Raw genomic sequence first — 22717 nt, 5'->3', positions numbered from 1 at the left:
ACGGAGCGGCTATTCGCCGGTGGCCTCTGCCAGAAGGCGCGCTTTGATCCGCGCATGTTCACGCGCCAAACGCGCCTGCACCTGGAAGACATGCTCGTCATCCTGGGCGTAGCGCGCGCGCAAGTCCTGCATTTCGGCGCCTATGTGGTGCAACTCGGCCAAGGACGCAAGGGCGGACGCCAGCCGTGCGTCAAAATCCTGTAACGGAAGGCCGGGGTCGATGAGCGGGCGGACGGAGGCCAGCGCCGTGAGATCGGGGGCGCTCCCTCGCAGCAGCGCCTCGCGGATGGCGATCAGCGGCGCACCGCTGAGCGGCAGCGCGGACAGTGCCTCGGCATGAAGAGCGGCGGCATCAGGGCGGGCCGCCAGGCTGGCGAGCAGCATCGCCTCGGCCCGTTCGCTGCTGCTGGTGGAGGCGGCGCGGGTGGCGGCGCGCAGCGGCGGGGCAGGGGGCTTCCAGGGGCCTTTGCGCGGTTGCCAGGCCGGGCGGGGGCGCGGCGCGAAGTGGCGGTCGAGGGCGTCGCGCCATTGCTCTTGATAGCCGCGCCGCACGTCCGGATGGGCGATGGCATCGGCATGTGCGCGCAGGCGGGCACGCAGGGCAGCGCGACGTTCGGGCGTGTCGGTGGGGGTGGCGGCGAATTCGGCGGCGAACAGACGTTCGTGCAGGGGTTGTGCGCCTGAGAGCAAGGTTTCGATCGCGGCGGCACCACCCTGTCGTGCCAGGTCATCCGGGTCCTGGCCGGGGGGCAGGGTGAGGAAGCGCAGCGACTTGCCGGGTTGCAGCAGCGGCAGCGCGCGGGTGGCGGCGCGAAGGGCGGCGCGCTGTCCGGCGGCGTCGCCATCGAAGGCGAGGAAGGGTTCGTCGACCAGGCGCCAGGCAAGGGTCAGCTGTGCTTCGGTCAGGGCAGTGCCAAGGGGGGCGACGACTTCGGTGATGCCGACGGACGCGAGGCCGATGACATCCATATAGCCTTCGACCACCAGCAGCCGGCCGCATTTGCGTGCCGACGGGCCGGCGCGATCGAGGTTGTAGAGGAGCCGGCCCTTGTCGAAGAGGGGGCCATCCGGCGAGTTGAGATATTTTGGCTGTTGGTCAGAGGCGAGTGCGCGGCCGCCGAAGCCGACAGGGCGCCCGCGGCTGTCACGGATCGGGAAAATCAGGCGGCCGCTGAAGCGGTCATAGGGGGCGGCGCCGGGGTCTTCGGGTGCGATCAGCAGCCCGGCTTCGAGGAGTGCGTCGTTGCCAAGACCCTTCAGCGCGGTGCGCAGGGCGGAGCGACTGTCTGGCGCGAAGCCCAGGCCGAAGGCGATCGCTTCGGACAGGCCGACGCCGCGCTTTTCGAGGTAGGCGCGGGCGTCGGCACCCTTCAGGCCGGCGAGCTGCTGCTGGAACCAGGCAGCGGCGGCATGCGCGGCGTCGAGAGCGGTCTTGCGGCGGTCATCCTCGGCGGGATTGGAGTCGCGTTCGGGCAAGGTCAGGCCGGCCTCGGCCGCAAGTTTGCGGACGGCTTCGATGAAGGTCAGCCCCTCCTCCGCCATGGTGAAGCCGATGGCGTCGCCATGCGCGCCGCAGCCGAAGCAATGGTAGAAGCCCTTGTCCTCGTTGACGTAGAAGCTGGGGGTCTTTTCGTTATGGAACGGACAGCAGCCCTTGTGCTCGCGGCCGGCCTTGCTGAGTTTTACCTTTCGCCCGATGAGCGCTGCAAGGCCGGTGCGGCTGCGCAGATCATCAAGGAAGGCGGGCGGCAGGCTCAAGCCAGGGCGGCTTTCACCATGGCGCTGGCCTTCCCCATGTCGAGCTGGCCGGCGAGCCGGGATTTGACCTCGGCCATGACGCGGCCCATGTCCTTGACGCTGGTGGCGCCGAGGTCGGCCACGATTGTCTCGATGGCGGTTTTCGCGGCGGCCTCGTCCATCTGTTGCGGCAGGAAGCCTTCGATCACCGCCAGTTCGGCGGCCTCGACGGCAGCGAGCTCGGGACGGTTGCCGGTGGTGAATATCTCGATCGATTCGCGGCGCTGCTTCGCCATTTTCATCAGCACTTCGCTGACGGTAACGTCGTCGTCCGCCGGCGGGGTGCCGGTGCGCAGTTCGATATCGCGGTTTTTGATGGCGGACTGGATGAGGCGGATGGCGGCGACGCGCGGCGCATCCTTGGCCTTCATGGCGGCAATGAGGTCGGTCTTGATGGTCTCGCGGATCATGGGGATTCCTGTGGGTTGCGGGGGGTGCTGTAGCGGGTTCGACGGGAAAACGGGAGGGGGCGGTTGACGGAATCGGGGGGGGGCCTTAACGCGACCGCTTAGCCGACAATCTGCGATTTTGAGGAGCCAGCATGGCCGAGTATCTTCCTGCGCGCCAACCGATGGGCGCGACGGGAGTCATTGTGTTGGCCGACGGCACGGTCATCTGGGGCGAGGGATGCGGCGCCGAAGGGGAGGCCGTGGGGGAGCTGTGTTTCAACACGGCGATGACGGGCTACCAAGAAGTGATGACCGACCCGAGCTATGCCGGGCAGATCATCAATTTCACTTTCCCGCATATCGGCAATGTGGGGGCGAACCCGGAGGATATCGAGGGGCCGAACCCGCATGCGCTGGGATGCGTGATGGCGATGGCCATTACCGGTCCGAGCAATTTCCGCAGTGTGCAAGGCTTCGACGCCTGGCTGTCGGCGTGGGGGCGGATCGGTGTGGCGGGCGTGGATACGCGGGCGCTGACGAAGCATATTCGGGAAAAGGGCGCGCCGAATGCGGTGATCGCGCACAATCGGGCAGGGGTGTTCGATGTGGCGGCCCTGCTGGTCCGCGCCAGGCAGTGGAGCGGGCTGGAGGGATTGGACCTGGCGGCGGAGGTGAGCTGCACGCAAAGCTATACGTGGGATGCGGGGCCATGGGCGCTAGGGGAGGGCTATACGCCGGGCGGATTGCCGGCGGATGCGCCGCATGTGGTGGCGGTGGATTATGGCATCAAACGCGCGATCCTGCGGCAGCTGGTGGCGGCGGGCGCGCGGGTGACGGTGGTGCCGGCGTCGGCGACGTTCGAGGAGATCATGGCGCATGAACCCGATGGGCTGTTCCTGAGCAATGGCCCGGGCGATCCGGCGGCGACGGGGGTCTATGCCGTGCCGGTGATCCAGCAGTGGCTGGGGACGGGAAAGCCGCTGTTCGGCATCTGCCTGGGGCATCAGCTGCTGGGGATCGCGCTGGGGGCGAAGACGGTGAAGATGCATCAGGGGCATCGCGGGGCGAATCATCCGGTGAAGCGGCTGAGCGACGGAAAGGTAGAGATTACCTCCATGAACCATGGCTTCGCGGTGGATGCGGCGACGCTGCCCGCGGGCGTGCGGGCGAGCCATGTGAGCCTATTCGACGGCAGTCTGGCGGGGCTGGAGACGGCCGATGGCGCGGCGTTCAGCGTGCAGCATCATCCGGAGGCGAGCCCAGGGCCGCAGGATAGCTATTATTTGTTTCGGCGGTTTGTGGGGGATCTGCGGTCGTGATGTTGCTTGCGTTTGCAGCGACCGTTTTGGCGTTGGGGCCCATTCTAGAGCCGCCAATGCCGGTGCGTGTGGCGCCGATTGTGAACATATGGAGCGTCAGCTCGGGAGTAACCGTTAAGGATGGTTTTAATGTCGAGCTCACTGTCCCATGCACAGAACCCGTCTGTTATGCGATCTGGCGTTCGGGGACCGGCTGGCAGCTTCAAGTCGCCCGCCATAGCAAACTATTTTTTTTGTATTTTGCACCGCGAGGCCAGGCATCATGTGAGCCGGCGCCCGCATTTTGGCGGAAGGATATCTCCGTTGGCGTGGTTCAACAATTTCTGGCGGCTGAACTGAGCCGGTGCGGCTTGCCGCATGAGGATATTGACGCTCGCACACTTGCCGAGATTTTGAGATCTGAGGTTTGGACGGGCGAGAATCTCTATGGTGAGTGAGAGAGACCAGGCGTTGCAGCCTCGTCTACTCAACGAAAGGCAGCAGCTCATCCACCGTCACGACCAACACATCTGCCATCCGCTTCAGCGTCATCACAGAGCCGGTTTTCTTGCCCGATTCGATTTCGGAGAGTTGCGCGGCGGTCATGCCGGCGGCGGTGGCAAGGGCGCGTTGGGTAAGGCCGCGGTGCTCGCGCCAGATGGTAATAGGGTGTTCGCCGCGACGGAGGCGTTTCGCGAGGTCCCAGGGGAGCCAGTCGGCGCTGGCTTCGCGGGCCTCGAAGGCCTTGGCGCTGGCGATGTCCTGCGCGTCCTCCAGCTCGGCGATCAGCCGGTCGTAATCGGCGCGGGGCAGGATGACGAGTTCGTCGGCGCCCTGCGTGGTGATGGTCTGAAGGCTTCCCATAGTCATGTCCTATCCATAGACGCTGCCGCGCGCGGCGATGCGGATGATGCGCAGCGTGTCACCGTCAATGCGAAAGATGATGCGCCAGTCGCCGACCCGAAGGCGCGATTCGCGCGTGCCCACCAGACGGGTGACATTGTTACGCAGGCTGGCGGGGTCGGACGCAAGCTGCTCGATCTTGTCCTCGATCAGGTCGCCGACATTGGCGGGGATACGGGACAGGATGCGGGCGGCTTCGCGTTCAATCTCGATCCTGAGCACCATGTGGTGTTAGCCAAGAGCTATCAGAATGTCAAACGAAACTCGCCATTGTGGCTAACAGCATCTTTTTCTCATACATCCCAGGGATTGATGATGGTTGTTCCTGTTTTAGCCATATCTGATACGTCACGGGTCACCAGCGGTGTGTCCAGCGCGAGCGCATGGGCGGCGATGAGCATGTCGCGTTCGCCGATCAGCTTGCCGCGGCGCTGGAGATCTGCGCGCATGGGGCCCCACGCGGCGGCGGCGCGATCGTCGAAGGGGGTGACGCGAAATTTGCCAAGCAGATCGTCGTGGAAGGTTTGGAGCCGGATGCGGCGGGCGGGGTCGTCGGCAAACGCTATCCCATACCGCATCTCGGCAATGACCATGGCGGACAGAATGCATTTGTCGAAGTGGGCGGTGATCCAATTCAGGACTTTGGCATCGGGACGGGGTCGCGTCAGCTCGCTCCAGACATTGGTGTCAATCAGCACCGAAAATGTCCCCGTCCAAATCGGTCGGACTGTCGGGGATTTGCAGGTCCGCGCCATTGGCGACCGCGACCATGTGCGCGACGAATTCCGCGCTGGACATCGCGCGGATGCGGGCTGCGCGATCGTCTTCAGGGGGGCGGTAGGTGCGTTCGAGGAGGGCGCGGATTTCGGCCTCCATCGATCGGCCGTTTTTCGCACCGGCGAGACGGGCTGCATGTTTGACGCTATCGTCGAGGTTGCGCACGGTGAGTGTGGCCATGGCGCATCTCCTTCGCAATCAATGTATGCAATGAAAGCAATGCAGTCAAATGCCTAAACGGACCGATATCTCCTCCATCCTCATCATTGGCGCGGGGCCGATCATTATCGGGCAGGCGTGTGAGTTCGACTATTCGGGTACGCAGGCGGTCAAGGCGTTGAAGGCGGAGGGGTATCGGATCATCCTGGTCAATTCCAACCCGGCGACGATCATGACCGATCCGGAGCTGGCGGATGCGACCTATGTGGAGCCGATCACGCCGGCAGTGGTTGCCAAGATCATCGCGAAGGAACGGCCGGATGCGGTGCTGCCGACGATGGGGGGGCAGACCGCGCTGAACACCGCGCTGGCGCTGTTCAAGGATGGCACGCTCGCGAAATATGGCGTGCAGATGATCGGGGCGGACGCGGCGGCGATCGAGAAGGCCGAGGACCGGTTGCAGTTCCGCGATGCGATGGCCAAAATTGGCCTGGAAAGCCCTCGCAGCAAGATTGCCCACAGTCTAAGCGAAGCGCTGGAAGCACTTGAGTTCGTGGGACTTCCAGCAATCATCCGGCCATCGTTCACGCTGGGCGGCACCGGGGGTGGCATTGCCTATAACCGGGAGGAGTTCAGCCGGATCGTGGCGGGCGGCCTGGAGGCGTCGCCGACGACCGAGGTGCTGGTGGAGGAGTCGGTGCTCGGCTGGAAGGAATATGAGATGGAGGTGGTGCGCGACCGCGCCGACAACGCCATCATCATCTGCTCCATCGAGAATATCGACCCGATGGGGGTGCACACCGGGGACAGCATCACGGTGGCGCCGGCGCTGACGCTGACCGACAAGGAATATCAGATCATGCGCAACGCGAGCATTGCTTGCCTGCGCGAAATCGGTGTGGAAACAGGGGGTTCGAACGTCCAGTTTGCGGTGAATCCGAAGGACGGCCGGCTGGTGGTGATCGAGATGAACCCGCGGGTCAGCCGCTCCTCAGCGCTGGCATCGAAGGCGACGGGGTTCCCCATTGCCAAGGTCGCGGCGCTGCTGGCGGTGGGATACACGCTGGACGAGGTGATGAACGACATCACCGGCGCGACGCCGGCGAGTTTCGAGCCGACCATCGATTATGTGGTGACGAAAATCCCGCGTTTCGCCTTCGAGAAGTTCAAGGGCGCCGACAACCTGCTGGGCACGGCGATGAAATCGGTGGGTGAGGTCATGGCGATCGGCCGCTCCTTCCACGAATCGTTGCAGAAAGCACTGCGCGGGCTGGAGACGGGGCTTACCGGCCTGGATGAGCCGGAGCATCTGCTGGGGGCGACACCCGATGAGCTGCTGGCGGCGCTGGCTAAGCGTACGCCGGACCGGCTCGTGGTCGCGGCACATGCACTGCGCGTCGGGCTGAGTGTGGAGCGCATCTGCGCGGTGAGCCATTTCGACCCCTGGTTCGTGGAGCGGCTGGCGGAGATCGTGGCGGCGGAAGAAGGGGTGCGCGCCAAGGGGCTGCCGGAAGACGCCGAGGGCTTCAGGGCGTTGAAGGCGATGGGCTTTTCGGACGCGCGGCTGACGGCGTTGACGGGTAGGCGCGAGCCGGAGGTGGCAGCGGCGCGGCGGGCGTTGGGGGTGCGGCCGGTATTCAAGCGGATCGACACCTGCGCCGCCGAGTTCGATGCCAAGACGCCCTACATGTATTCGACCTATGCGGCGCCGCGTTTCGGTCTGCCGGCGTGCGAGAGCGCGCCGACGGCAGCGCGCAAGATCGCCATCCTGGGCGGCGGGCCAAACCGGATCGGGCAGGGAATCGAGTTCGACTATTGCTGTTGCCACGCCGCCTTCGCGCTGGGGGATGCGGGTTTCGAAACGATCATGATCAACTGCAACCCGGAAACGGTCAGCACCGATTACGACACGTCCGACCGGCTGTATTTCGAGCCTCTGACGGCGGAAGATGTGATCGAGGTGCTCCAGCTGGAAGCCTCCAATGGCACGCTGGAGGGGGTGATCGTGCAGTTCGGCGGGCAGACGCCGCTGAAGCTGGCGCATGCCTTGCAGGCGGCGGGGATTCCGATCCTGGGGACGAGCCCGGATGCCATCGACCTGGCGGAGGACCGGGAGCGGTTCGCCGCGCTGGTGGAGGAATTGGGGCTGAAACAGCCGGCCGGCGGCATCGCGCGCAGTCGCAACGAGGCGGTCGAAGTGGCTGAGCGGATTGGCTATCCCGTGCTGATGCGACCCTCCTATGTGCTGGGCGGGCGGGCGATGGAGATTGTCGAGACGACGGCGCAGCTCGATCAGTACATCGCGACCGCGGTAAGGGTGTCGGGCGAGACGCCGGTACTGATCGACCGTTACCTGCGCGATGCCATCGAGGTGGATGTGGATGCGCTGGCCGATGGCGAGAGCGTGTTCGTGGCCGGCGTGTTGCAGCATATCGAGGAGGCGGGCGTGCACAGCGGCGACAGCGCGTGCAGCCTGCCGCCCTATAGCCTGGGGTCGGAGATCATTGCCGAGATCGAACGCCAGGCAGCGGTGCTGGCGCGGGCGCTCCATGTGAAGGGGCTGATGAACATCCAGTTCGCAGTGAAAGAGGGGCAGGTTTATCTGATCGAGGTGAACCCGCGCGCCAGCCGGACCGTGCCGTTCGTGGCGAAGGCAGTGGGGACGCCGGTGGCCAAGATTGCGGCGCGGGTGATGGCGGGGGAGGCGCTGGCTTCGTTCGGATTGCAGGCCAGGGATCTTGATTATATCGCAGTGAAGGAAGCGGTTTTTCCGTTTGCGCGCTTCCCTGGTGTGGATCCGGTGCTGTCGCCCGAGATGAAATCGACGGGCGAGGTGATGGGGATCGACCGCGATTTCGCCTTTGCCTTCTGGAAAGCGCAGCTGGGGGCAGGCACCGTGCTCCCCGATGGCGGAACGGCATTCATTTCGGTGAAGGACAGCGACAAGCCGGTGATCCTGGAGGCGGCGCAGGGATTGGCGGCGCTCGGGTTCGACCTGATCGCGACGCGCGGAACGGCGGATTATCTGCGCGGGCAGGGCGTTGCGGTGGAAACGGTGAACAAGGTGCTGGAGGGGCAACCGCACATTGTCGACCGGTTGATGGACGGCGGGGTGCATCTGGTGTTCAACACGACCGAGGGTGTGCAATCGCTGAAGGACAGCCAGACCATCCGCGCGGCGGCGCAGGCGGCGCGCGTTGCGAGCTTCACGACAGCCTCGGCGGCGGTGGCGGCGGTGCAGGCGATCGGCGCGGCGCGCAACCGCGAGCTTGAAGTTATGCCCTTGCAGACCTATCATGGGCGCTAGCTGAAACGCATTCCCCGGCAGGTCTGGCGTGATGAAACGGTGATTTCACCGGCGCCGGGCGAGTCGGTGGGTTTGATTGGACGGAATGACATGGCGACACTTGAGAAGGTTCCGATGCTGGCCGAAGGGCATGCCCAGTTGATCGCGCAACTGAAGCGGCTGAAGGAAGTGGAACGGCCGGAGAATGTCGAGGCGATCGAGGAGGCGCGGGCGCACGGCGACCTTTCCGAGAATGCCGAATATCACAGCGCCAAGGAGCGGCAGGGGCAGATCGAGGCCTCGATCGCCGACTTGGAGGACAAGCTTGCGCGGGCGCTGGTCATCGACCCGACGACCCTGTCCGGCGACAAGGTGGTGTTCGGTGCAACCGTGCACCTGATGGACGAGGATGACCGCAAGGTCGTGTATCAGATCGTCGGGCAGACCGAGGCGGATGCCAAGCGCGGCCGCATCAGCTACAATTCGCCATTGGGGCGGGCACTGATCTCCCGCCGGGTGGGTGAGGAGGTCGAGGTGGTGACGCCGGGCGGCGACAAGAGCTATCTGATCGAAAAGCTGCAATTCATTTGAGCGATGGCGTGACGGCGGGCGCGCCGCTGACCCGCGCCATTCTGTTCCTGTGCGTTGGCGTACAACTGCTGTCGACGCTGCTGGGTGCCGGGTTCGACCAGGCCTTGCTGCTGCGCGCGGGGCTGATCCCGGCGCGGCTGACGGGTGAGGTGGTGGGGCTGGATGGCAGCGTACCTGCGGTGCTGACGCTGGTGACGCATCAGTTTCTGCATGGCGGCTGGGTGCATCTGCTGATGAACATGCTGTTTTTCGTGTGGATCGGGCGGGAGATGGAGTGGCTGCTCGGCTGGCGCCGGCTGCTGCTGCTGTTCCTGCTGAGCGGGGTGGCCGGCGGTTTGTTGCAGGTGGCTTTCTCACCGACGTCGATGACGCCGGCGGTGGGGGCATCGGGCAGCATCTCGGGCGTGTTCGCGGCCTATGCCCTGCTGTTTGCGCGCACGCCGGAGGCGGCGGGCTCCTTCCTCGGCTGGCGGATCAGCCCGGAATTGGTGCGGGCGTTTCGCTATGCCGCGCTATGGTCCGGGTTGCAGCTGCTGACGGCGGTGGCGTTCAACGTGCCGGGCGGTGCGCTTGGGATGGGCGGCATCGCCATCTGGAGCCATATTGGCGGATTCATCGCCGGGCTGCTGTTCGCGCTGCCGCTGGTGCGCAGGCGGGCCTGATCAGGCCCGGCCGGCCCCTTCGCGCCGCGCCATGAAGGCCAGGCGTTCGAACAGCATCACATCCTGCTCATTCTTCAGCAGTGCGCCATGCAGCGGCGGGATCAGTTTCTTGGGATCGCGGCTGCGCAGCAGTTCGACTGGCAGATCCTCGTGCATCAGCAGCTTCAGCCAATCCAGCAATTCGCTTGTCGACGGCTTCTTCTTCATGCCCGGCACCTCGCGGATGTCGTAGAAAGTGGTCAGCGCTTCGCGCACCAGGTCTTTCTGGATGTCGGGGAAGTGGACCTTGACGATTTCCTTCATCGTTTCCTTGTCGGGAAATTTGATATAGTGAAAGAAACAGCGCCGCAGGAAGGCGTCGGGCAGTTCTTTTTCATTGTTGCTGGTGATGACCACGATCGGGCGCTGGGCTGCGGTGACGGTCTCCCCGGTTTCATAGACATTGAACTCCATCCGGTCGAGTTCCTGCAGCAGGTCGTTCGGAAACTCGATGTCGGCCTTGTCGATCTCGTCGATGAGGAGCACGGGCAGTTCGGGTGCGGTGAACGCCTCCCACAGCTTGCCGCGGCGGATATAGTTGCGGATGTCCCTCACCCGCTCGTCGCCCAGTTGGCTGTCGCGCAGGCGGCTGACGGCGTCATATTCGTACAGGCCCTGCTGCGCCTTGGTGGTGGACTTGATGTGCCATTCGAGGAGCGGCGTGTTGAAGGCCTTGGCGATTTCGTGCGCCAGCACGGTCTTGCCGGTGCCGGGTTCGCCCTTCACCAGCAGCGGCCGCCGCAGGGTGGCGGCGGCGTTCACCGCCACTTTCAAGTCATCGGTGGCAACATAGGCCGAGGTGCCTTCAAAGCGCATCAAAATCTCCTTTGCCGGTCGGCGTAGCAGGCGAGAGCGACGGCACAAGACAGGTTTTTTGGGGAGGGGCGGAATGATTGCGGCTTTGTTGCATAGTGACATTTGTTTGCAACGGGCGGGCGGGATGCAGGGCGCAACAATCAAGGGAGTGCGTGCATGACGGGGTCTGTGGCGGGTGAACGGCAATGGTTTGGTCACCCGCGGCAGTTGGCGCGCCTGTTCACCACCGAGATGTGGGAACGATTTGGTTATTATGGCATGCGGGCGCTGTTGGCGCTGTTTCTGGCCGAGCATTTCCTGTTTGGTGACACGACGGTCGGCGGGCTTTACGGGGGATTCACCAGCCTCGTCTATCTGACGCCGCTGTTCGGCGGGTTGATCGCAGACCGGATCATGGGATCGAAACGCTCGGTGAAGCTGGGGGCGCTGCTGATGGCGGTGGGCTATCTCGGCCTCTGCTTTCACGGGCCGGTGGCGAAGCCAGTCTTCTCCTATGGCGGACAGACCTATGACCTGAAGGTGGAAAAGCGCGGCGAGGACAAGGTGCAATCCGTGGTGGTGCCCGGCCGCGGCGCCTATGAGATCAAGGGCAATGATGATGGTTCCTTGACGCTGCTGGGCAATGACGGCGCTGTCCTGCCGAAGGTCCTGCCAAAGGACAGCTATGAATCGGACGGCGTGCGCAACCCGTTCTGGGTGTCGATGATGCTGCTCAGCCTGTCGGCCATCATTATCGGCAACGGATTTTTCAAGCCCAATATCAGCACCATCGTTGGCAGTCTTTACGCGGCGGATGATCCACGGCGCGACGGCGGGTTCACCATTTTCTATATGGGGATCAACCTAGGGTCGATCATCAGCCAGTTCTTCTGTCCTTTGCTGGCGATCTGGTATGGGTATGAGGCCGGGTTCGCGCTTGCAGCGGTGGGGATGTTCATCGCCTGGGCGCTGTTCCAGTTCGATGGCGGCCGGCTGAACGGCTATGGCGAGCCGCCGGCGGGGTCGGGCGCGCGGACGGCGACGTTCGTGACGCTGGGGGCGCTTGCGGCCATTCCGGTCGCCTGGTTCCTGCTGGACAACACGATGGTGAATGCGGCCGCCGCCGCCGACGCGGCGAAGGCGGGGACGGGCTTTCTGGGCTATATCGCCAGCCTGCCACTGCTGGGGCAGGTGATGTTCAGCATCTTCTTTGCCGCGGTGATCGGCATTCCCGTCTGGGCATGGCGTGTGGGCACGAAACAGGAATTCCACATGATGGTGGTGGCGACAGTGCTGATCATCTTCACTGTGGTGTTCTGGACCCTGTTCGAACAGGCCGGCAGCAGCCTGACGCTGTTTGCCGAGCGCAATACCGACCGTGACATCCTGGGGATCTACACCATGCCGGCAGGGCAGGCGCAGATTTTCAACCCGCTGTTCGTGGTGATCTTCGCGCCGATCTTCAGCCTGTTGTGGGTCTGGCTGGACCGGAAGGGGCTGAATCCGCCCACGCCCTACAAGTTCGTGATCGCGCTGGTGCTGGTGGGGCTGGGTTTCCTGGTACTGGTATGGGGTGGCGGCTTTGCCGATGCCGAGTATCGCGTGCCGCTGTTCTGGCTGGCGTTCCTCTATCTGTTGCAGACGCTGGGGGAATTGTGCCTGTCGCCGGTGGGGCTTTCGATGGTGACGAAGCTGGCGATGGCGCGCGTCGTCGGCCTGATGATGGGCGTGTTCTTCATGGCGAGCGCGATGGCACAATATGTCGGCGGCATCGTCGCGCAGTTCGCCAGCGTGGAAACGGTGGGCGGCGAGGTGACCAACCCGAAGCTGAGCCTGGAAACTTACCTGGGCGTGTTCCAGACGATCGGCATCGGCAGCCTGGTAGTGGCGGGCGTGCTGCTGCTGCTGTCGCCATGGCTGACCAAATGGATGCATGGAGTGCGGTAGGGTGAGCGGACGGTCGGCTTGGCGACAGTGGCAGATTGTCCAGGTCGCGCTCGGCACTGCCATTGTGACGAGCATATTGTTGTTTTTGTTTGTGGACTTTTCCCAGCGGCCACCGGGCGACCCGCCGAATTGGGGCTCAGTTCCGGACTGGGTCGTGGCAGCAACCGCAATCTTTACCGCCATAATGCTTTTCCGCCAGTTGCGGGGTCTATTGCAGGCCGAAAAATCTAGTACCCGCCAGCTTGAGCTGGCGGCCAAGCAGGCAGAGATTGCAGCGCAGCAGGCAACATTCAATGCGACGACTGCTCGATCGACCCTGCTGCTGCGACTGGATCAGCAATATGAAGGTGCACGTCTGATCCGCTGTCGCCTTTTGTGGATTGAACAGCGAGGGCTTGCTAAAGCTAGTTCCGGGGGCGATGAGCCACCGTTCGATTTCTTTCTGCACTGGATGAATGAAGCCCGACAAAATGTCGACCGAGGAGATGGTGCGCTGCATCGGACCATCCACTACCTTCCAGCGTGGATGGAAACAGTCGGCAATCTCTGTTCGAACGATGCCGAACTTCTGAACATCATCGAGAATGTGTATGGCACAGTAATCGTGGAGATCATGGAGCGCGTGAAGCCATATGCGCTAGCTCGAACGACAAACGTGTCAAAGCCCTATGCTAACGCCCTAAAACTCGCTGCGGACATTGCGCAGCGAAAAGGCATCCCGTTCCGCTGAGGAGATCGTCAGATGAGTTCTTTTTCACGCATTACATCATTCCCGTCTGAACGGGGATATAGGCCCGTGCGATTGGTGGCGCAAGTCATTATGCCGCTCGCCCTGCTCTCCGCCTGCGCCACCACCGCGCCGAAGAAGCCAGTCGCCGGCGCCAAGCCGCCGGAGGTGGTGACCATTCCCGAGGCGTTCCATTCCACCTACAAAGTGTGGCCGGGCGTTCCCACCCTGTTAAAGGGTGCGACGGTGTGGGACGGCACGGGGAAGAAATACGACCGCGCCGACGTGCTGTTCGCCGATGGCAAGATCGTGCAGGTGGGGGCGAACCTGGCGGCGCCGGCGGGGGCGGTGACGCTGGATGGCAGTGGCAAATGGGTCACGCCGGGCATCATCGATATTCACAGCCACCTCGGCAATTACCCCTCACCCGGTGTGGACGCGAACAGCGACGGCAACGAAGTCACCGGCCCCGTCCGCAGCGAAGTCTGGTCGGAACATGGCATCTGGCCGCAGGATCCGGGGTTCAGTCGCGCGCTGGCCGGCGGCATCACCACGCTGCATATCCTGCCCGGTTCGGCCAACCTGTTCGGCGGACGGGGCGTGACGCTGAAGAATGTCTATGGCCGCACGGCGCAGGACATGGTGATGCCGGGCGCGCCGATGAGCCTGAAAATGGCGTGCGGCGAGAATCCGAAGCGCGTCTATGGCCGGCAGGGACGGATGCCGGGCAGCCGGATGGGCAATGTCGCGCTGATGCGGCAGACCTGGATGGAGGCGCAGGCCTACAAGCGCCGCTGGGACGATTATAATGCGCGGGCGAAGGACGGGAAGGCAAAGCCGACCGACGCGCCGGCGCGCAACCTTCAGATGGAAACGTTGCAGGGCGTGCTGGAGGGGAAAATCCTGGTGCAGAACCACTGCTATCGCGCCGACGAGATGGCGAACATCATCGCGATGTCGAAGGAGGTCGGCTACAAGGTGACAACCTTTCATCATGCGGTCGAGAGCTACAAGATCGCCGACCTGCTGAAGAAGGAGGGCATCTGCTCGGCGATGTGGGCGGACTGGTATGGCTTCAAGATGGAAAGCTATGACGGCATCCGCGAGAATCTGCCCTTCGTGCACGCGGCTGGCGCATGCGCGGTGACGCACAGCGATGATGCGGACGGCATCCAGCGTTTGAATCAGGAGACGGCGAAGGCGCTGAGCGATGGCCGGCGCGTGGGACTGAAGATCGCCGACGAGGAGGCGATCATGTGGAACACCCTGAATCCGGCGAAAGGGCTGGGGATCGACAAGCTGACGGGCAGCCTGGAGGCCGGCAAGGAGGCGGATGTGGTGCTGTGGAACGGCAATCCGCTGAGCGTCTATGCCCGGCCGGAGAAAGTTTGGGTGGATGGCGCGCTGATGTATGATGCGCTCGATCCAAAGAAACGGCCGGTCAGCGATTTCGAACTCGGCCAGCCGGGCAAGGGAGATGTGAAATGAACCGCGCCATCCTGTTCGCCCTGCTGCTGGGCGCATCGTCGCTGTCGGCGCAGACCATCGCCATCACCGGCGGGCGCGTCGTCACCAACACCGGCGCTCCCGTGGATGGCGGCACGGTCGTCATCCGCGATGGGCGCATCGTTGCGGCGGGCGCGAATGTTCCCGTGCCCGCGGGTGCAACGGTGGTGGATGCCAGCGGCAAATGGGTGACGCCGGGGCTGATCTCGGGGTTCAGCCAGTTGGGCCTGGTCGAGGTGAACGCCGTCAATGAGACCAACGAGGTGGAGGCGGACAAATCCCCCTATGCCGCCGCAATCGATGTCGTACCGGGGCTGAACCCCGCGGACACCAGCATCGCCATCACCCGGATCGAGGGCGTGACGCGCGCCGTCACCTCGCCCGATGCCGGCGGCAAGCTGTTCGCGGGGCAGGGCGCCGTTATCGACCTTGCCGAAGGACCGGGGCTGCTGATGCGCCCGCGCGCGTTCCAGTATATGGTCTATGGCGAAGCGGGGGCGCGGCTGGCTGGCGGCTCGCGGCCGGCGGCGTGGCTGGCGCTGACCAACGCGCTGGATGAGGCGGTGCGCTATGCCCGCAATCCGGCGGGGTATGAGCGCGACCAGGCCCCCGACCAGCTGGTGCCGCGCCGCGATGCCGAGGCGCTGGCAGCGGTGGTGAACGGCAGTCAGCCGCTGCTAGTGCGGGTGGATCGCGCCAGCGACATCCGCCAGCTGCTGACGCTGAAAAGCCGTTATCCGGCGCTGCGGCTGATGCTGCTGTCGGCCAACGAGGGGTGGATGGTGGCCGATGCCATCGCCGCGGCGAAGGTGCCGGTCATCACATTGGGGATGCAGAACCGGCCGGAACGGTTCGAGATGCTGGGCGCGACAATGAACAATGTCGGGCGGCTGACGGCGGCGGGCGTGACCGTGGCCCTGGGTACACCGGACCTGGATGCCAGTTTCCAGCCGCGGCTGATGCCGCAATATGCCGGCAACATGGTGGCGCAGGCGCGGCTGCCGGGGGGCGTCGGCCTGAGCTGGGACCAGGCGTTCCGGACGATGACGGTGAATACGGCGAAGGTCTGGGGACTGAACGACCTGGGCACGCTGGAGGCCGGCAAGCGGGCGGATGTGGTGATCTGGGATGGCGACCCGCTGGAGCTTGCCTCCGCGCCGACCGCGGTGTTCGTCGATGGTGTGTCACAGCCAATGCGCAGCCGGCAGACGGAGTTGCGGGATCGTTATCTGAACGTGTCGGCGCCGGGAGACCTGCCGGTCGCCTACAAGCGATGAGGGTGAACATCGCCGGTTGCTTTCCTGCGCGCGGGGCATAGTCTGGCGGGCAGGGGAGGGAGCATGACTCTGCTGATCGTTGCACTCGCGGCCTTTGTCGGTACGCATTTCCTGTTGTCGCATCCGTTGCGGGCGCCGCTGGTGGCGCGGCTGGGGCCGGTGGGGTTTCAGATCCTCTACTCACTGGTGGCGTTCGCCACACTGGGGTGGGCCATCCATGTCTACGGCGGGCTGGAGGAGGTGCCGCTGTGGACGGCGGGGCGGGGGCTCTATCATCCGGCGGCGCTGGTGATGTGGCTCGCCTCGGTGCTGTTCGTTGGCTCGATCACGCCGGCGAACCGGGCGCTGGCCGGCGTACCGGGCAGCGATCGTCGGCCGGGCGGCGTGCTGGCGATCACCCGGCACCCGATGATGTGGAGCTTCGCGCTGTGGGCGCTGGTGCATGGCGCGCTGGCGGGCGATCCGCCGACACTTGCGTTATGCGGCGCGGTGCTGTTGCTGGCGCTGGTGGGGGCGGCGGGGCAGGATGCCAAGAAGCAGGCGCTCGACGCCGGTTGGGCGGCCTATGCATCGCAGACGAGTTACTGGCCGCTGGGTGCGCAGCTGGCGGGCCGGCGCGGGTGGGGAGACGTCTGGCCTGGCCTGTGGCCGGTGCTGGGCGGCACGGGGTTCTGGTTGCTGATGACCTGGCTGCATCCGTCGCTGATGGGCGCGCCGGTGGTCGGGCTGTGGGAGTGGATCGCATGAGTTTCGAGAACAAGGTCGTCTGGATCACCGGCGCCTCCAGCGGCATCGGGCGCGGCATGGCGGAGGCCTTCCAGGCCGCCGGCGCCTGGGTGATCGCCTCGGGCCGGAACCAGGCGGCGTTGTCTGAGGTGGTCGGCAGCGGCGGCAACCGCACCCGCGCGCTGCCGTTCGAGGCGACCGACATCGAGGCGCTGCCGGGGCTGGTGGAGCGGGTGATCGCCGATGCCGGACGGATCGACATGCTGGTCAACAATGCCGGCATCAGCCAGCGCGACCTGGCGGTGGACACCGAACTGCACGTCTATCGCACCATCATGGAGGTGGATTTCTTCGCGCCGGTGGCGCTGACGAAGGCGGTTCTGCCGCACATGCTGGCGCGCGGGGAGGGGCATGTGGCGGCTGTCGCCAGCGTGGCGGGCAAGGTCGGCTCACCGCAGCGCACCGGTTACAGCGCCGCGAAGCACGCCGTCATGGGGTTCTACGATGCCCTGCGCACGGAGGTGGAGCATCAGGGTGTGCGCGTCTCGACCATCGTGCCGGGATTCGTGCGCACCGAGATCGGCGCGCGGGCGTTGCGCGGCGACGGTCAGGTGAAGGGGGCGGGGGACGATGATGTCGATGCCGGAATCACGCCTGCCGAAGCGGCCGCCATCATCCTTCCCGCGCTCGCGGCCGGCCAGCGCGAAATCCCGGTCGGCGCGGCAAACGGCATGGAGATGGCCCTGCTCGATCTGAAGCGGCAGGACCCGGAGCGACTGTTCGACATGATGGGGCAGTTCGGCGCCGCGGTGGTGCAGAAATTCGCCGAAGGACGCGCCCGATGACCGGCATGGCGCATCGCACCGTGCGGGGCCGCATCCGCTACACGTCGAAAAAGCCCGAGATGATGGACCGGGAGCGAGGCCGCGAATGGTTCGCCTTCACCCATCATGGTGACGGCGCGGTGACGTTGCGTGCCCAGTGCGAGATCGAGGAGCCGGCGCCGACGGTGCTGCGCGACATCGTCTATTCGCTGGATGCCGATGGCCGCCCCTTCGATTGCCTGGTGCGGCTGACGGTGGGTGACCGCTTCATGGGCAGCGGCCTCATCACCTTCCACGGCAGCGCCAACCTTGCCACCTGCGTCAGCCATGGGCCCTCGATCGGCCGCATTGAGCAGACGCTGCCGATCAACGCCAGCGTCGACGGTTTCGGCACCCATCCCATCGTCGGTGACGGCTATCTGACGCGCTGCATCGACACGTCGAACGGCCCGACCGGCCGCACCATCCATGTGCTGGTGCCCAGCCCCGACCATCGCGGCGCCACCCCGCCGATGCTGGCGCGGGTCAGCATCGACCTGGAATATCTGGGTGATGAGACGGTGACGGTGGCGGCCGGGACGTTCGATTGCCGGAAGTTCCAGTTCATCGACCGCAGCGAGGCCGGCATGGGCGGCAACCAGCACCCCGCCTACCAGATGTGGGTCACCGCGGACGATGACGCGCTGTTCGTGCAGGGCGGGGTGGGGGGCTATATGGCGACTTGGTATGAACTGGTCGAACTGATCCGCTGAACGGTATCCCCGCTTCGATCCCGTTTGCACCCCGTCGCTGTCGTCGCTAAGCCGCTGCCCATATCCAATACAGGGAGTTTTGCATGAGCATCAGGTTCGATGGGCGGGTGGCGATTGTGACGGGTGCGGGCGGCGGCCTGGGGCGGCGTTATGCGCTCGACCTGGCGGCGCGCGGCGCGAGGCTGGTGGTGAATGACCTGGGCGGTGCGCGGGATGGCACCGGCGGTTCGGTCAGCGCGGCGCAGGCGGTGGTGGACGAGATCGTGGCCGCCGGCGGCGAGGCGGTGGCGAACGGCGCCAGCGTGACCGATGCCGCAGCGGTGCAGGCAATGGTCGACGAGACGGTCGCGCGCTGGGGCAAGGTGGACATCCTGATCAACAACGCCGGCATCCTGCGCGACAAGAGCTTCACCAAGATGAGCCTGGAGGACTTCCGCTTTGTGGTGGAAGTGCATCTGATGGGCAGCGTCAACTGCACCAAGGCGGTGTGGGACGGCATGCGCGCGAACAATTATGGCCGCATCCTGATGACGACCAGCAGCACCGGGCTTTACGGCAATTTCGGCCAGACCAATTATGGCGCCGCCAAGGCCGCGCTGACCGGCTTCATGAAGTCGCTCTACCTCGAAGGCGCGAAGAACAACGTCCATGTCAACACGATCGCACCCCTGGCTGCGACCCGGATGACCGAGGATCTGATGCCCGCCGAACTGCTGGCCAAGATGGGACCGGAGACCGTCTCGCCCGCCGCCCTCTATCTGGTGAGCGAGGGCGCGCCGACCAATGTGATCCTGAATGCCGGCGGCGGCGGGTTCGAACGTGCCTATGTCACCATCACCAGGGGTGTGCATGCCGGGGCGGAGGATTTGACCCCCGAATTCGTCGCGGCGCAGTTTGATGCCATCAGCAGTTGGGATGGCATGGTGGAACCGGCGAACGGCAGCGGCCAGGGAGCGATGGCGCTGAGCCGGGGGTGATGGCATGGGCCCCGTCGCCTGGCGAAAGGGGATTGGATGATCGAACGCATCGCCTGGGTCCTGCTGTCGCTGGTGCATCTGACACCGGCGCTGGCGTTGTTCCGCCCGGCGCTGCTGACGCGCCTTTATTGTCTGCCGGTGGACAGCCCGCTGTTCCTGCTGATGCAGCATCGCGCGGTGCTGTTTCTGGTGATCGTGGTGATCGCGTTGTGGTGCGCGGTGGACCCGGCGCCGCGCCGGCTGGGCAGCGTTGCCCTGGCGCTCAGCATGGGCGGCTTTCTGATGCTCTGGCTTGCCGGCGGCAGTCCGCCGGCATTGCGCACGATCGCTGTGGTGGACGCCATCGGCCTGCTGCCACTGGCCTATGTCGCATGGCGGGCATTCGTCCACGCTCCGGCCTGACGGTCACGATCGCTCTATGCGTCGGCCAAGTCTTTACGGACATTCAGAGGTTAGATAGTGTCAAGCGAGCATGACAACAATTTGTGTATATATTGCTTGACAGGCGGCTTTGACAGGGTGCAGGTACAGAATGTCGCAGATGCTTATGGAAACATGGGTTGAGCGGCACCCACCGGGCAGCGACGGTGGGAATGGGGAAACCAGCTGCGACAGGGGCTTGGCACGGCTGATTTGATCAGCACCGGGGTGGAGAAGCATAATGAGTGATCTGGACGATCCCGATCGGGTCTGGCCCACCGGGCTGACGATCCGTGAATCGGAAGAGCTGCACAAGCATGTGATTGATGGCGCCCGCGTGTTCTTCGTGATCGCGCTGATCGCGCATGCGCTTGCTTACATGCTCACTCCCTGGCTGAAGTAGGAGGGCCCTCATGAACCAAGGTCGTATCTGGACCGTCGTCAACCCAACCGTTGGCTTGCCGCTGCTGCTCGGCGCGGTGGCGCTGATGGCTTTCACGGTCCATTTCGCGGTGTTGAACAACACCAGCTGGATGAAGGACTATTGGGCCGGCGGCTCGCGTCATGCCGCGGCGCCGGCCTCGCATTCGCCTGGCTGATGCTCCGCACGGGGCGTCGCGACCGTTCGGTTGCGGCGCCCATGCGCCGGCATGGTCAAGGCGAGTTGGCAATGATGGCCAATTCCCGCCGCAACGGATCGATTGCCGCGCGTCTTCGGCCGACCGATAGCAATCGGGCATCGTCTTCAGGCATCATCAGGGGATAGCGGATGGTCGATTCATGATCGGCATGCGCGAGAAATTCTTGCGCGGATGGATGCGGCTAGGAACGCGCGCATTGCCCTTCGCCGATGCCGCCACGCCGGACCTGCCGCTGTCACGCCTGTTGCGGCTGTCCCTGTTCCAGGTGTCGGTCGGCATGGCGCTGGTGTTGCTGATCGGCACTCTGAACCGCGTGATGATCGTGGAACTCGGCGTGCCGGCGGCAATCGTAGGCGTGATGATCTCTCTCCCCTTGCTGTTCGCGCCATTTCGCGCCTTCATCGGTTACAGTTCCGATCGTCATCGCTCGGAAATCGGCTGGCGTCGCGTCCCCTTCATCTACCGCGGCACGCTGCTGCAATTCGGCGGGCTGGCCTTCATGCCGATGGCGATCCTGGTGCTGGCCCGCGACGGTCATTCGGTCGATCTGCCGCCCATCATCGGTTATGTCGCGGCCGCGCTGTCCTTTCTGCTCGTTGGTGCCGGCCTGCATATTGTGCAGACAGCCGGCCTGGCGCTCGCCACCGATCTTGCGCCGGCCGACAAGCGGCCACAGGTGGTCGGCCTGATGTATGTGATGCTGCTGCTGGGGATGATTGTCAGCGCGCTTGCCTTCGGCATGGCGCTATCCGACTTTTCGCCCGGTCGCCTCGTTCAGGTCATCCAGGCCGCGGCGCTTCTCACCGCGGTATTGAACGGCGTCGCCGTCTGGAAACAGGAACCGCGCAGGGCGCGCAGTCGGGCACCCGAACCGGTGGTTCGCTTCAAAACCGCCTGGCGGCGGCTGGTTGGCGGGGAGGGTGCGCTGCGGCATCTTGTGATCGTCAGTCTCGGCACCATGGCGTTCAGCATGGAAGATGTCCTGCTCGAACCCTATGGCGGTCAAATCCTCGGGCTCGCGGTTGCCGAAACCACGCGCCTTACCGCGGCGCTGGCTGTCGGCGGGCTGTTCGGTTTCGCGCTGGCCTCGCATGTTCTCAGCCGCGGCGCCGATGCATTCCGTCTCGCCTGCGCAGGCGTGTGCATCGGGATCCCGGCCTTCGTGGCGGTCATTGCCGCCGACAGTTTCGATTCCGCCGCCCTTTTCGCGTTCGGTACCGCTGCCATCGGATTTGGTGCCGGGCTGTTTGGTCATGGCACGCTGACGGCAACGATGAACCGCGCCGCCCCGGGGCAGGCCGGCCTGGCGCTGGGCGCGTGGGGGTCGGCGCAGGCAACCGCGGCGGGTCTGGCGATCGCGCTCGGCGGCATCCTGCGGGACCTGGTCGCCTCGGTAAGTGGAGACCAGGCCTTGGGCTACCATGCGGTCTACGCGCTTGAAATCCTGCTGCTCGGCGTCACTCTGGCGGTGGCAGCTCCCCTTCTTCGGCCACTTCTTGCCCGCTCGTTCGGCCGTCCCACGGAAAGGACCATGTCATGAGCACGATCGTCAGCCGTCTTTATGCCGACAGCAGCGCCGCCGACCGGGCGGTTGCCAATCTCGCGCCGTTGGGCATTCCGCCCTCGCAACTGCTGGTCGGCCAGCCCGGCGGCGGCATGACAGGAGGCAAGCTTTGGGCGCTGGGCGTGAAGCCGGCCCGCGAACGCGAATTGATGGCCGGTGTCGCCAGCGGGCAAACCGCCGTCGTCGTTGCAGCGCCGCTTGGCACCGCGCTCAGCGTCGCCACCGCGCTCGACCAGGCAGGTCCTGTGGGTCGGCCCGATGCCGGCGAGCTTGCCGGCCGCGACAATCGGGCAGCCCCTTTTTCCGATGCGCTGGGCATCCCCGTGCTCAGCCGAACGCCCGATCCCTTGTCGCGGATGCTCGGCATCCCCTCGGTCTCGCATGGCGATGGTCCGCAGGGATCGCATCTGCTGATCAAGCAGCGCGGCGGCTACAAGCCCGTCATTCCCATGCCGCTGCTGTCCGGCAGCGGGGGCTACAAGCCTGTGATCCCGATGCCATTGCTCTCGGGCGGTCGCGGCGGCTACAAACCGGTCATTCCTCTGCCGACCCTGACGCGCAGCCGCGGCGGCTACAAGCCCATCATCCCGTTGCCCACCTTGTCGCGCAGCGCGCCGGTGCTGCCTGGGCCGACGCTGGTTCGCGACTGAGCGGACAACT

At 64.9% G+C, this 22717-nt stretch carries 25 protein-coding genes; 18 read left to right on the top strand and 7 right to left on the bottom strand.

Annotation, left to right across the window (positions count from 1 at the left end; all coding sequences use genetic code 11):
* Positions 1-9: 9 nt before the first annotated feature.
* Both dnaG and H3309_RS08875 read right to left on the bottom strand, forming a co-directional pair.
* Positions 10-1758 carry a DNA primase gene (gene dnaG / locus H3309_RS08880; RefSeq protein WP_182294388.1) on the bottom strand — a complete coding sequence of 583 codons (1749 nt, stop codon included), beginning with the start codon at positions 1756-1758 and terminating at the stop codon, positions 10-12.
* Entirely contained in the window at positions 1755-2207 is a 453-nt protein-coding gene (locus H3309_RS08875; protein ID WP_182294387.1) for a GatB/YqeY domain-containing protein, read from the bottom strand. Before H3309_RS08875 ends, dnaG begins: the two co-directional genes overlap by 4 nt.
* A 131-nt stretch (positions 2208-2338) precedes the next feature.
* Here H3309_RS08875 and carA point away from each other — a divergent pair, with 131 nt between their 5' ends.
* Both carA and H3309_RS08865 read left to right on the top strand, forming a co-directional pair.
* On the top strand, positions 2339-3505 hold the full coding sequence (gene carA, locus H3309_RS08870; RefSeq protein ID WP_182294386.1) for a glutamine-hydrolyzing carbamoyl-phosphate synthase small subunit: 1167 nt from the start codon (positions 2339-2341) through the stop codon (positions 3503-3505).
* Positions 3502-3942 (top strand): hypothetical protein, encoded by a 441-nt coding sequence (locus H3309_RS08865; protein ID WP_182294385.1) that lies wholly within the window; start codon positions 3502-3504, stop codon positions 3940-3942. Before carA ends, H3309_RS08865 begins: the two co-directional genes overlap by 4 nt.
* Positions 3943-3967: 25 nt before the next feature.
* Here H3309_RS08865 and H3309_RS08860 read toward each other — a convergent pair whose 3' ends face one another.
* The 4 genes from H3309_RS08860 to H3309_RS08845 form a co-directional block, all read right to left on the bottom strand.
* Entirely contained in the window at positions 3968-4354 is a 387-nt protein-coding gene (locus H3309_RS08860) for a helix-turn-helix domain-containing protein (protein WP_182294384.1), read from the bottom strand.
* 3 nt (positions 4355-4357) lie between these two features.
* Positions 4358-4612, bottom strand: a complete 255-nt coding sequence (locus tag H3309_RS08855; RefSeq protein ID WP_182294383.1) for a type II toxin-antitoxin system RelE family toxin — start codon at positions 4610-4612, stop codon at positions 4358-4360.
* 68 nt (positions 4613-4680) lie between these two features.
* Positions 4681-5085 (bottom strand): PIN domain-containing protein, encoded by a 405-nt coding sequence (locus H3309_RS08850; RefSeq protein WP_182294382.1) that lies wholly within the window; start codon positions 5083-5085, stop codon positions 4681-4683.
* Positions 5075-5344, bottom strand: a complete 270-nt coding sequence (locus H3309_RS08845) for a FitA-like ribbon-helix-helix domain-containing protein (RefSeq protein WP_182294381.1) — start codon at positions 5342-5344, stop codon at positions 5075-5077. Before H3309_RS08845 ends, H3309_RS08850 begins: the two co-directional genes overlap by 11 nt.
* A gap of 49 nt (positions 5345-5393) precedes the next feature.
* Between H3309_RS08845 and carB the strand changes: the two genes are divergently transcribed.
* The 3 genes from carB to H3309_RS08830 all read left to right on the top strand — a co-directional run bounded on the left by carB (position 5394) and on the right by H3309_RS08830 (position 9862).
* Positions 5394-8630, top strand: a complete 3237-nt coding sequence (gene carB, locus H3309_RS08840; protein ID WP_182294380.1) for a carbamoyl-phosphate synthase large subunit — start codon at positions 5394-5396, stop codon at positions 8628-8630.
* Positions 8631-8720: 90 nt separating this feature from the next.
* A complete protein-coding gene (greA, locus tag H3309_RS08835; protein WP_182294379.1) occupies positions 8721-9200 on the top strand; it encodes a transcription elongation factor GreA in 480 nt (159 codons plus the stop codon).
* Positions 9197-9862: a rhomboid family intramembrane serine protease gene (locus tag H3309_RS08830; RefSeq protein ID WP_182294378.1), complete on the top strand. Its 666-nt coding sequence runs from the start codon at positions 9197-9199 to the stop codon at positions 9860-9862. The genes greA and H3309_RS08830 overlap by 4 nt, the downstream gene beginning before the upstream one ends.
* Here H3309_RS08830 and H3309_RS08825 read toward each other — a convergent pair whose 3' ends face one another.
* Positions 9863-10717 carry an AAA family ATPase gene (locus tag H3309_RS08825; protein WP_182294377.1) on the bottom strand — a complete coding sequence of 285 codons (855 nt, stop codon included), beginning with the start codon at positions 10715-10717 and terminating at the stop codon, positions 9863-9865. It abuts the gene before it with no gap.
* Positions 10718-10873: 156 nt separating this feature from the next.
* On the opposite strand from H3309_RS08825, the gene H3309_RS08820 reads away from it, so the two are divergent.
* The 13 genes from H3309_RS08820 (at position 10874) to H3309_RS08760 (ending at position 22707) form a co-directional block, all read left to right on the top strand.
* Positions 10874-12643, top strand: a complete 1770-nt coding sequence (locus tag H3309_RS08820) for a peptide MFS transporter (protein WP_182294376.1) — start codon at positions 10874-10876, stop codon at positions 12641-12643.
* A 1-nt stretch (position 12644) separates the two neighbouring features.
* Positions 12645-13373 (top strand): hypothetical protein, encoded by a 729-nt coding sequence (locus H3309_RS08815; protein ID WP_182294375.1) that lies wholly within the window; start codon positions 12645-12647, stop codon positions 13371-13373.
* Positions 13374-13463: 90 nt separating this feature from the next.
* Positions 13464-14858 carry an amidohydrolase gene (locus H3309_RS08810; RefSeq protein WP_182298608.1) on the top strand — a complete coding sequence of 465 codons (1395 nt, stop codon included), beginning with the start codon at positions 13464-13466 and terminating at the stop codon, positions 14856-14858.
* Positions 14855-16153, top strand: a complete 1299-nt coding sequence (locus H3309_RS08805; protein WP_182294374.1) for an amidohydrolase family protein — start codon at positions 14855-14857, stop codon at positions 16151-16153. Before H3309_RS08810 ends, H3309_RS08805 begins: the two co-directional genes overlap by 4 nt.
* Before the next feature lie 63 nt (positions 16154-16216).
* Positions 16217-16900: an NnrU family protein gene (locus H3309_RS08800; protein WP_182294373.1), complete on the top strand. Its 684-nt coding sequence runs from the start codon at positions 16217-16219 to the stop codon at positions 16898-16900.
* Positions 16897-17724, top strand: a complete 828-nt coding sequence (locus H3309_RS08795; protein WP_182294372.1) for an SDR family NAD(P)-dependent oxidoreductase — start codon at positions 16897-16899, stop codon at positions 17722-17724. The genes H3309_RS08800 and H3309_RS08795 overlap by 4 nt, the downstream gene beginning before the upstream one ends.
* On the top strand, positions 17721-18455 hold the full coding sequence (locus H3309_RS08790; protein WP_243453668.1) for a DUF3108 domain-containing protein: 735 nt from the start codon (positions 17721-17723) through the stop codon (positions 18453-18455). The genes H3309_RS08795 and H3309_RS08790 overlap by 4 nt, the downstream gene beginning before the upstream one ends.
* Positions 18456-18538: 83 nt before the next feature.
* Complete coding sequence (locus tag H3309_RS08785; RefSeq protein ID WP_182294371.1) at positions 18539-19432, top strand: SDR family NAD(P)-dependent oxidoreductase; 894 nt, start codon at positions 18539-18541, stop codon at positions 19430-19432.
* A 36-nt stretch (positions 19433-19468) separates the two neighbouring features.
* Positions 19469-19834: a hypothetical protein gene (locus H3309_RS08780; RefSeq protein ID WP_182294370.1), complete on the top strand. Its 366-nt coding sequence runs from the start codon at positions 19469-19471 to the stop codon at positions 19832-19834.
* 259 nt (positions 19835-20093) lie between these two features.
* A complete protein-coding gene (pufB, locus tag H3309_RS08775) occupies positions 20094-20255 on the top strand; it encodes a light-harvesting antenna LH1, beta subunit (RefSeq protein WP_182294369.1) in 162 nt (53 codons plus the stop codon).
* A 10-nt stretch (positions 20256-20265) separates the two neighbouring features.
* A complete protein-coding gene (locus tag H3309_RS08770) occupies positions 20266-20451 on the top strand; it encodes a light-harvesting protein (protein ID WP_182294368.1) in 186 nt (61 codons plus the stop codon).
* Between the two features lie 181 nt (positions 20452-20632).
* Positions 20633-22033 carry a PucC family protein gene (locus H3309_RS08765; protein ID WP_182294367.1) on the top strand — a complete coding sequence of 467 codons (1401 nt, stop codon included), beginning with the start codon at positions 20633-20635 and terminating at the stop codon, positions 22031-22033.
* A complete protein-coding gene (locus H3309_RS08760; RefSeq protein WP_182294366.1) occupies positions 22030-22707 on the top strand; it encodes a hypothetical protein in 678 nt (225 codons plus the stop codon). Before H3309_RS08765 ends, H3309_RS08760 begins: the two co-directional genes overlap by 4 nt.
* Positions 22708-22717: the final 10 nt, after the last annotated feature.

This window comes from Sandaracinobacteroides saxicola (genome assembly GCF_014117445.1).
In the GTDB taxonomy this organism is placed as follows: Bacteria; Pseudomonadota; Alphaproteobacteria; order Sphingomonadales; family Sphingomonadaceae; genus Sandaracinobacteroides_A; species Sandaracinobacteroides_A saxicola.
The sequence above is the reverse complement of the archived record's forward strand: the minus strand, read 5'-3'. Positions and strand labels throughout refer to the sequence as shown.

Coding starts and splice junctions, on each gene's coding strand:
- H3309_RS08875 (WP_182294387.1), bottom strand. CDS start 2,207: ATGATCCGCGAGACCATCAAGACCGACCTCATTGCCGCCATGAAGGCC.
- carA (WP_182294386.1), top strand. CDS start 2,339: ATGGCCGAGTATCTTCCTGCGCGCCAACCGATGGGCGCGACGGGAGTC.
- H3309_RS08860 (WP_182294384.1), bottom strand. CDS start 4,354: ATGACTATGGGAAGCCTTCAGACCATCACCACGCAGGGCGCCGACGAA.
- H3309_RS08855 (WP_182294383.1), bottom strand. CDS start 4,612: ATGGTGCTCAGGATCGAGATTGAACGCGAAGCCGCCCGCATCCTGTCC.
- H3309_RS08845 (WP_182294381.1), bottom strand. CDS start 5,344: ATGGCCACACTCACCGTGCGCAACCTCGACGATAGCGTCAAACATGCA.
- carB (WP_182294380.1), top strand. CDS start 5,394: ATGCCTAAACGGACCGATATCTCCTCCATCCTCATCATTGGCGCGGGG.
- greA (WP_182294379.1), top strand. CDS start 8,721: ATGGCGACACTTGAGAAGGTTCCGATGCTGGCCGAAGGGCATGCCCAG.
- H3309_RS08825 (WP_182294377.1), bottom strand. CDS start 10,717: ATGCGCTTTGAAGGCACCTCGGCCTATGTTGCCACCGATGACTTGAAA.
- H3309_RS08820 (WP_182294376.1), top strand. CDS start 10,874: ATGACGGGGTCTGTGGCGGGTGAACGGCAATGGTTTGGTCACCCGCGG.
- H3309_RS08810 (WP_182298608.1), top strand. CDS start 13,464: ATGCCGCTCGCCCTGCTCTCCGCCTGCGCCACCACCGCGCCGAAGAAG.
- H3309_RS08805 (WP_182294374.1), top strand. CDS start 14,855: ATGAACCGCGCCATCCTGTTCGCCCTGCTGCTGGGCGCATCGTCGCTG.
- H3309_RS08800 (WP_182294373.1), top strand. CDS start 16,217: ATGACTCTGCTGATCGTTGCACTCGCGGCCTTTGTCGGTACGCATTTC.
- H3309_RS08795 (WP_182294372.1), top strand. CDS start 16,897: ATGAGTTTCGAGAACAAGGTCGTCTGGATCACCGGCGCCTCCAGCGGC.
- H3309_RS08790 (WP_243453668.1), top strand. CDS start 17,721: ATGACCGGCATGGCGCATCGCACCGTGCGGGGCCGCATCCGCTACACG.
- H3309_RS08785 (WP_182294371.1), top strand. CDS start 18,539: ATGAGCATCAGGTTCGATGGGCGGGTGGCGATTGTGACGGGTGCGGGC.
- H3309_RS08780 (WP_182294370.1), top strand. CDS start 19,469: ATGATCGAACGCATCGCCTGGGTCCTGCTGTCGCTGGTGCATCTGACA.
- pufB (WP_182294369.1), top strand. CDS start 20,094: ATGAGTGATCTGGACGATCCCGATCGGGTCTGGCCCACCGGGCTGACG.
- H3309_RS08770 (WP_182294368.1), top strand. CDS start 20,266: ATGAACCAAGGTCGTATCTGGACCGTCGTCAACCCAACCGTTGGCTTG.
- H3309_RS08765 (WP_182294367.1), top strand. CDS start 20,633: ATGATCGGCATGCGCGAGAAATTCTTGCGCGGATGGATGCGGCTAGGA.
- H3309_RS08760 (WP_182294366.1), top strand. CDS start 22,030: ATGAGCACGATCGTCAGCCGTCTTTATGCCGACAGCAGCGCCGCCGAC.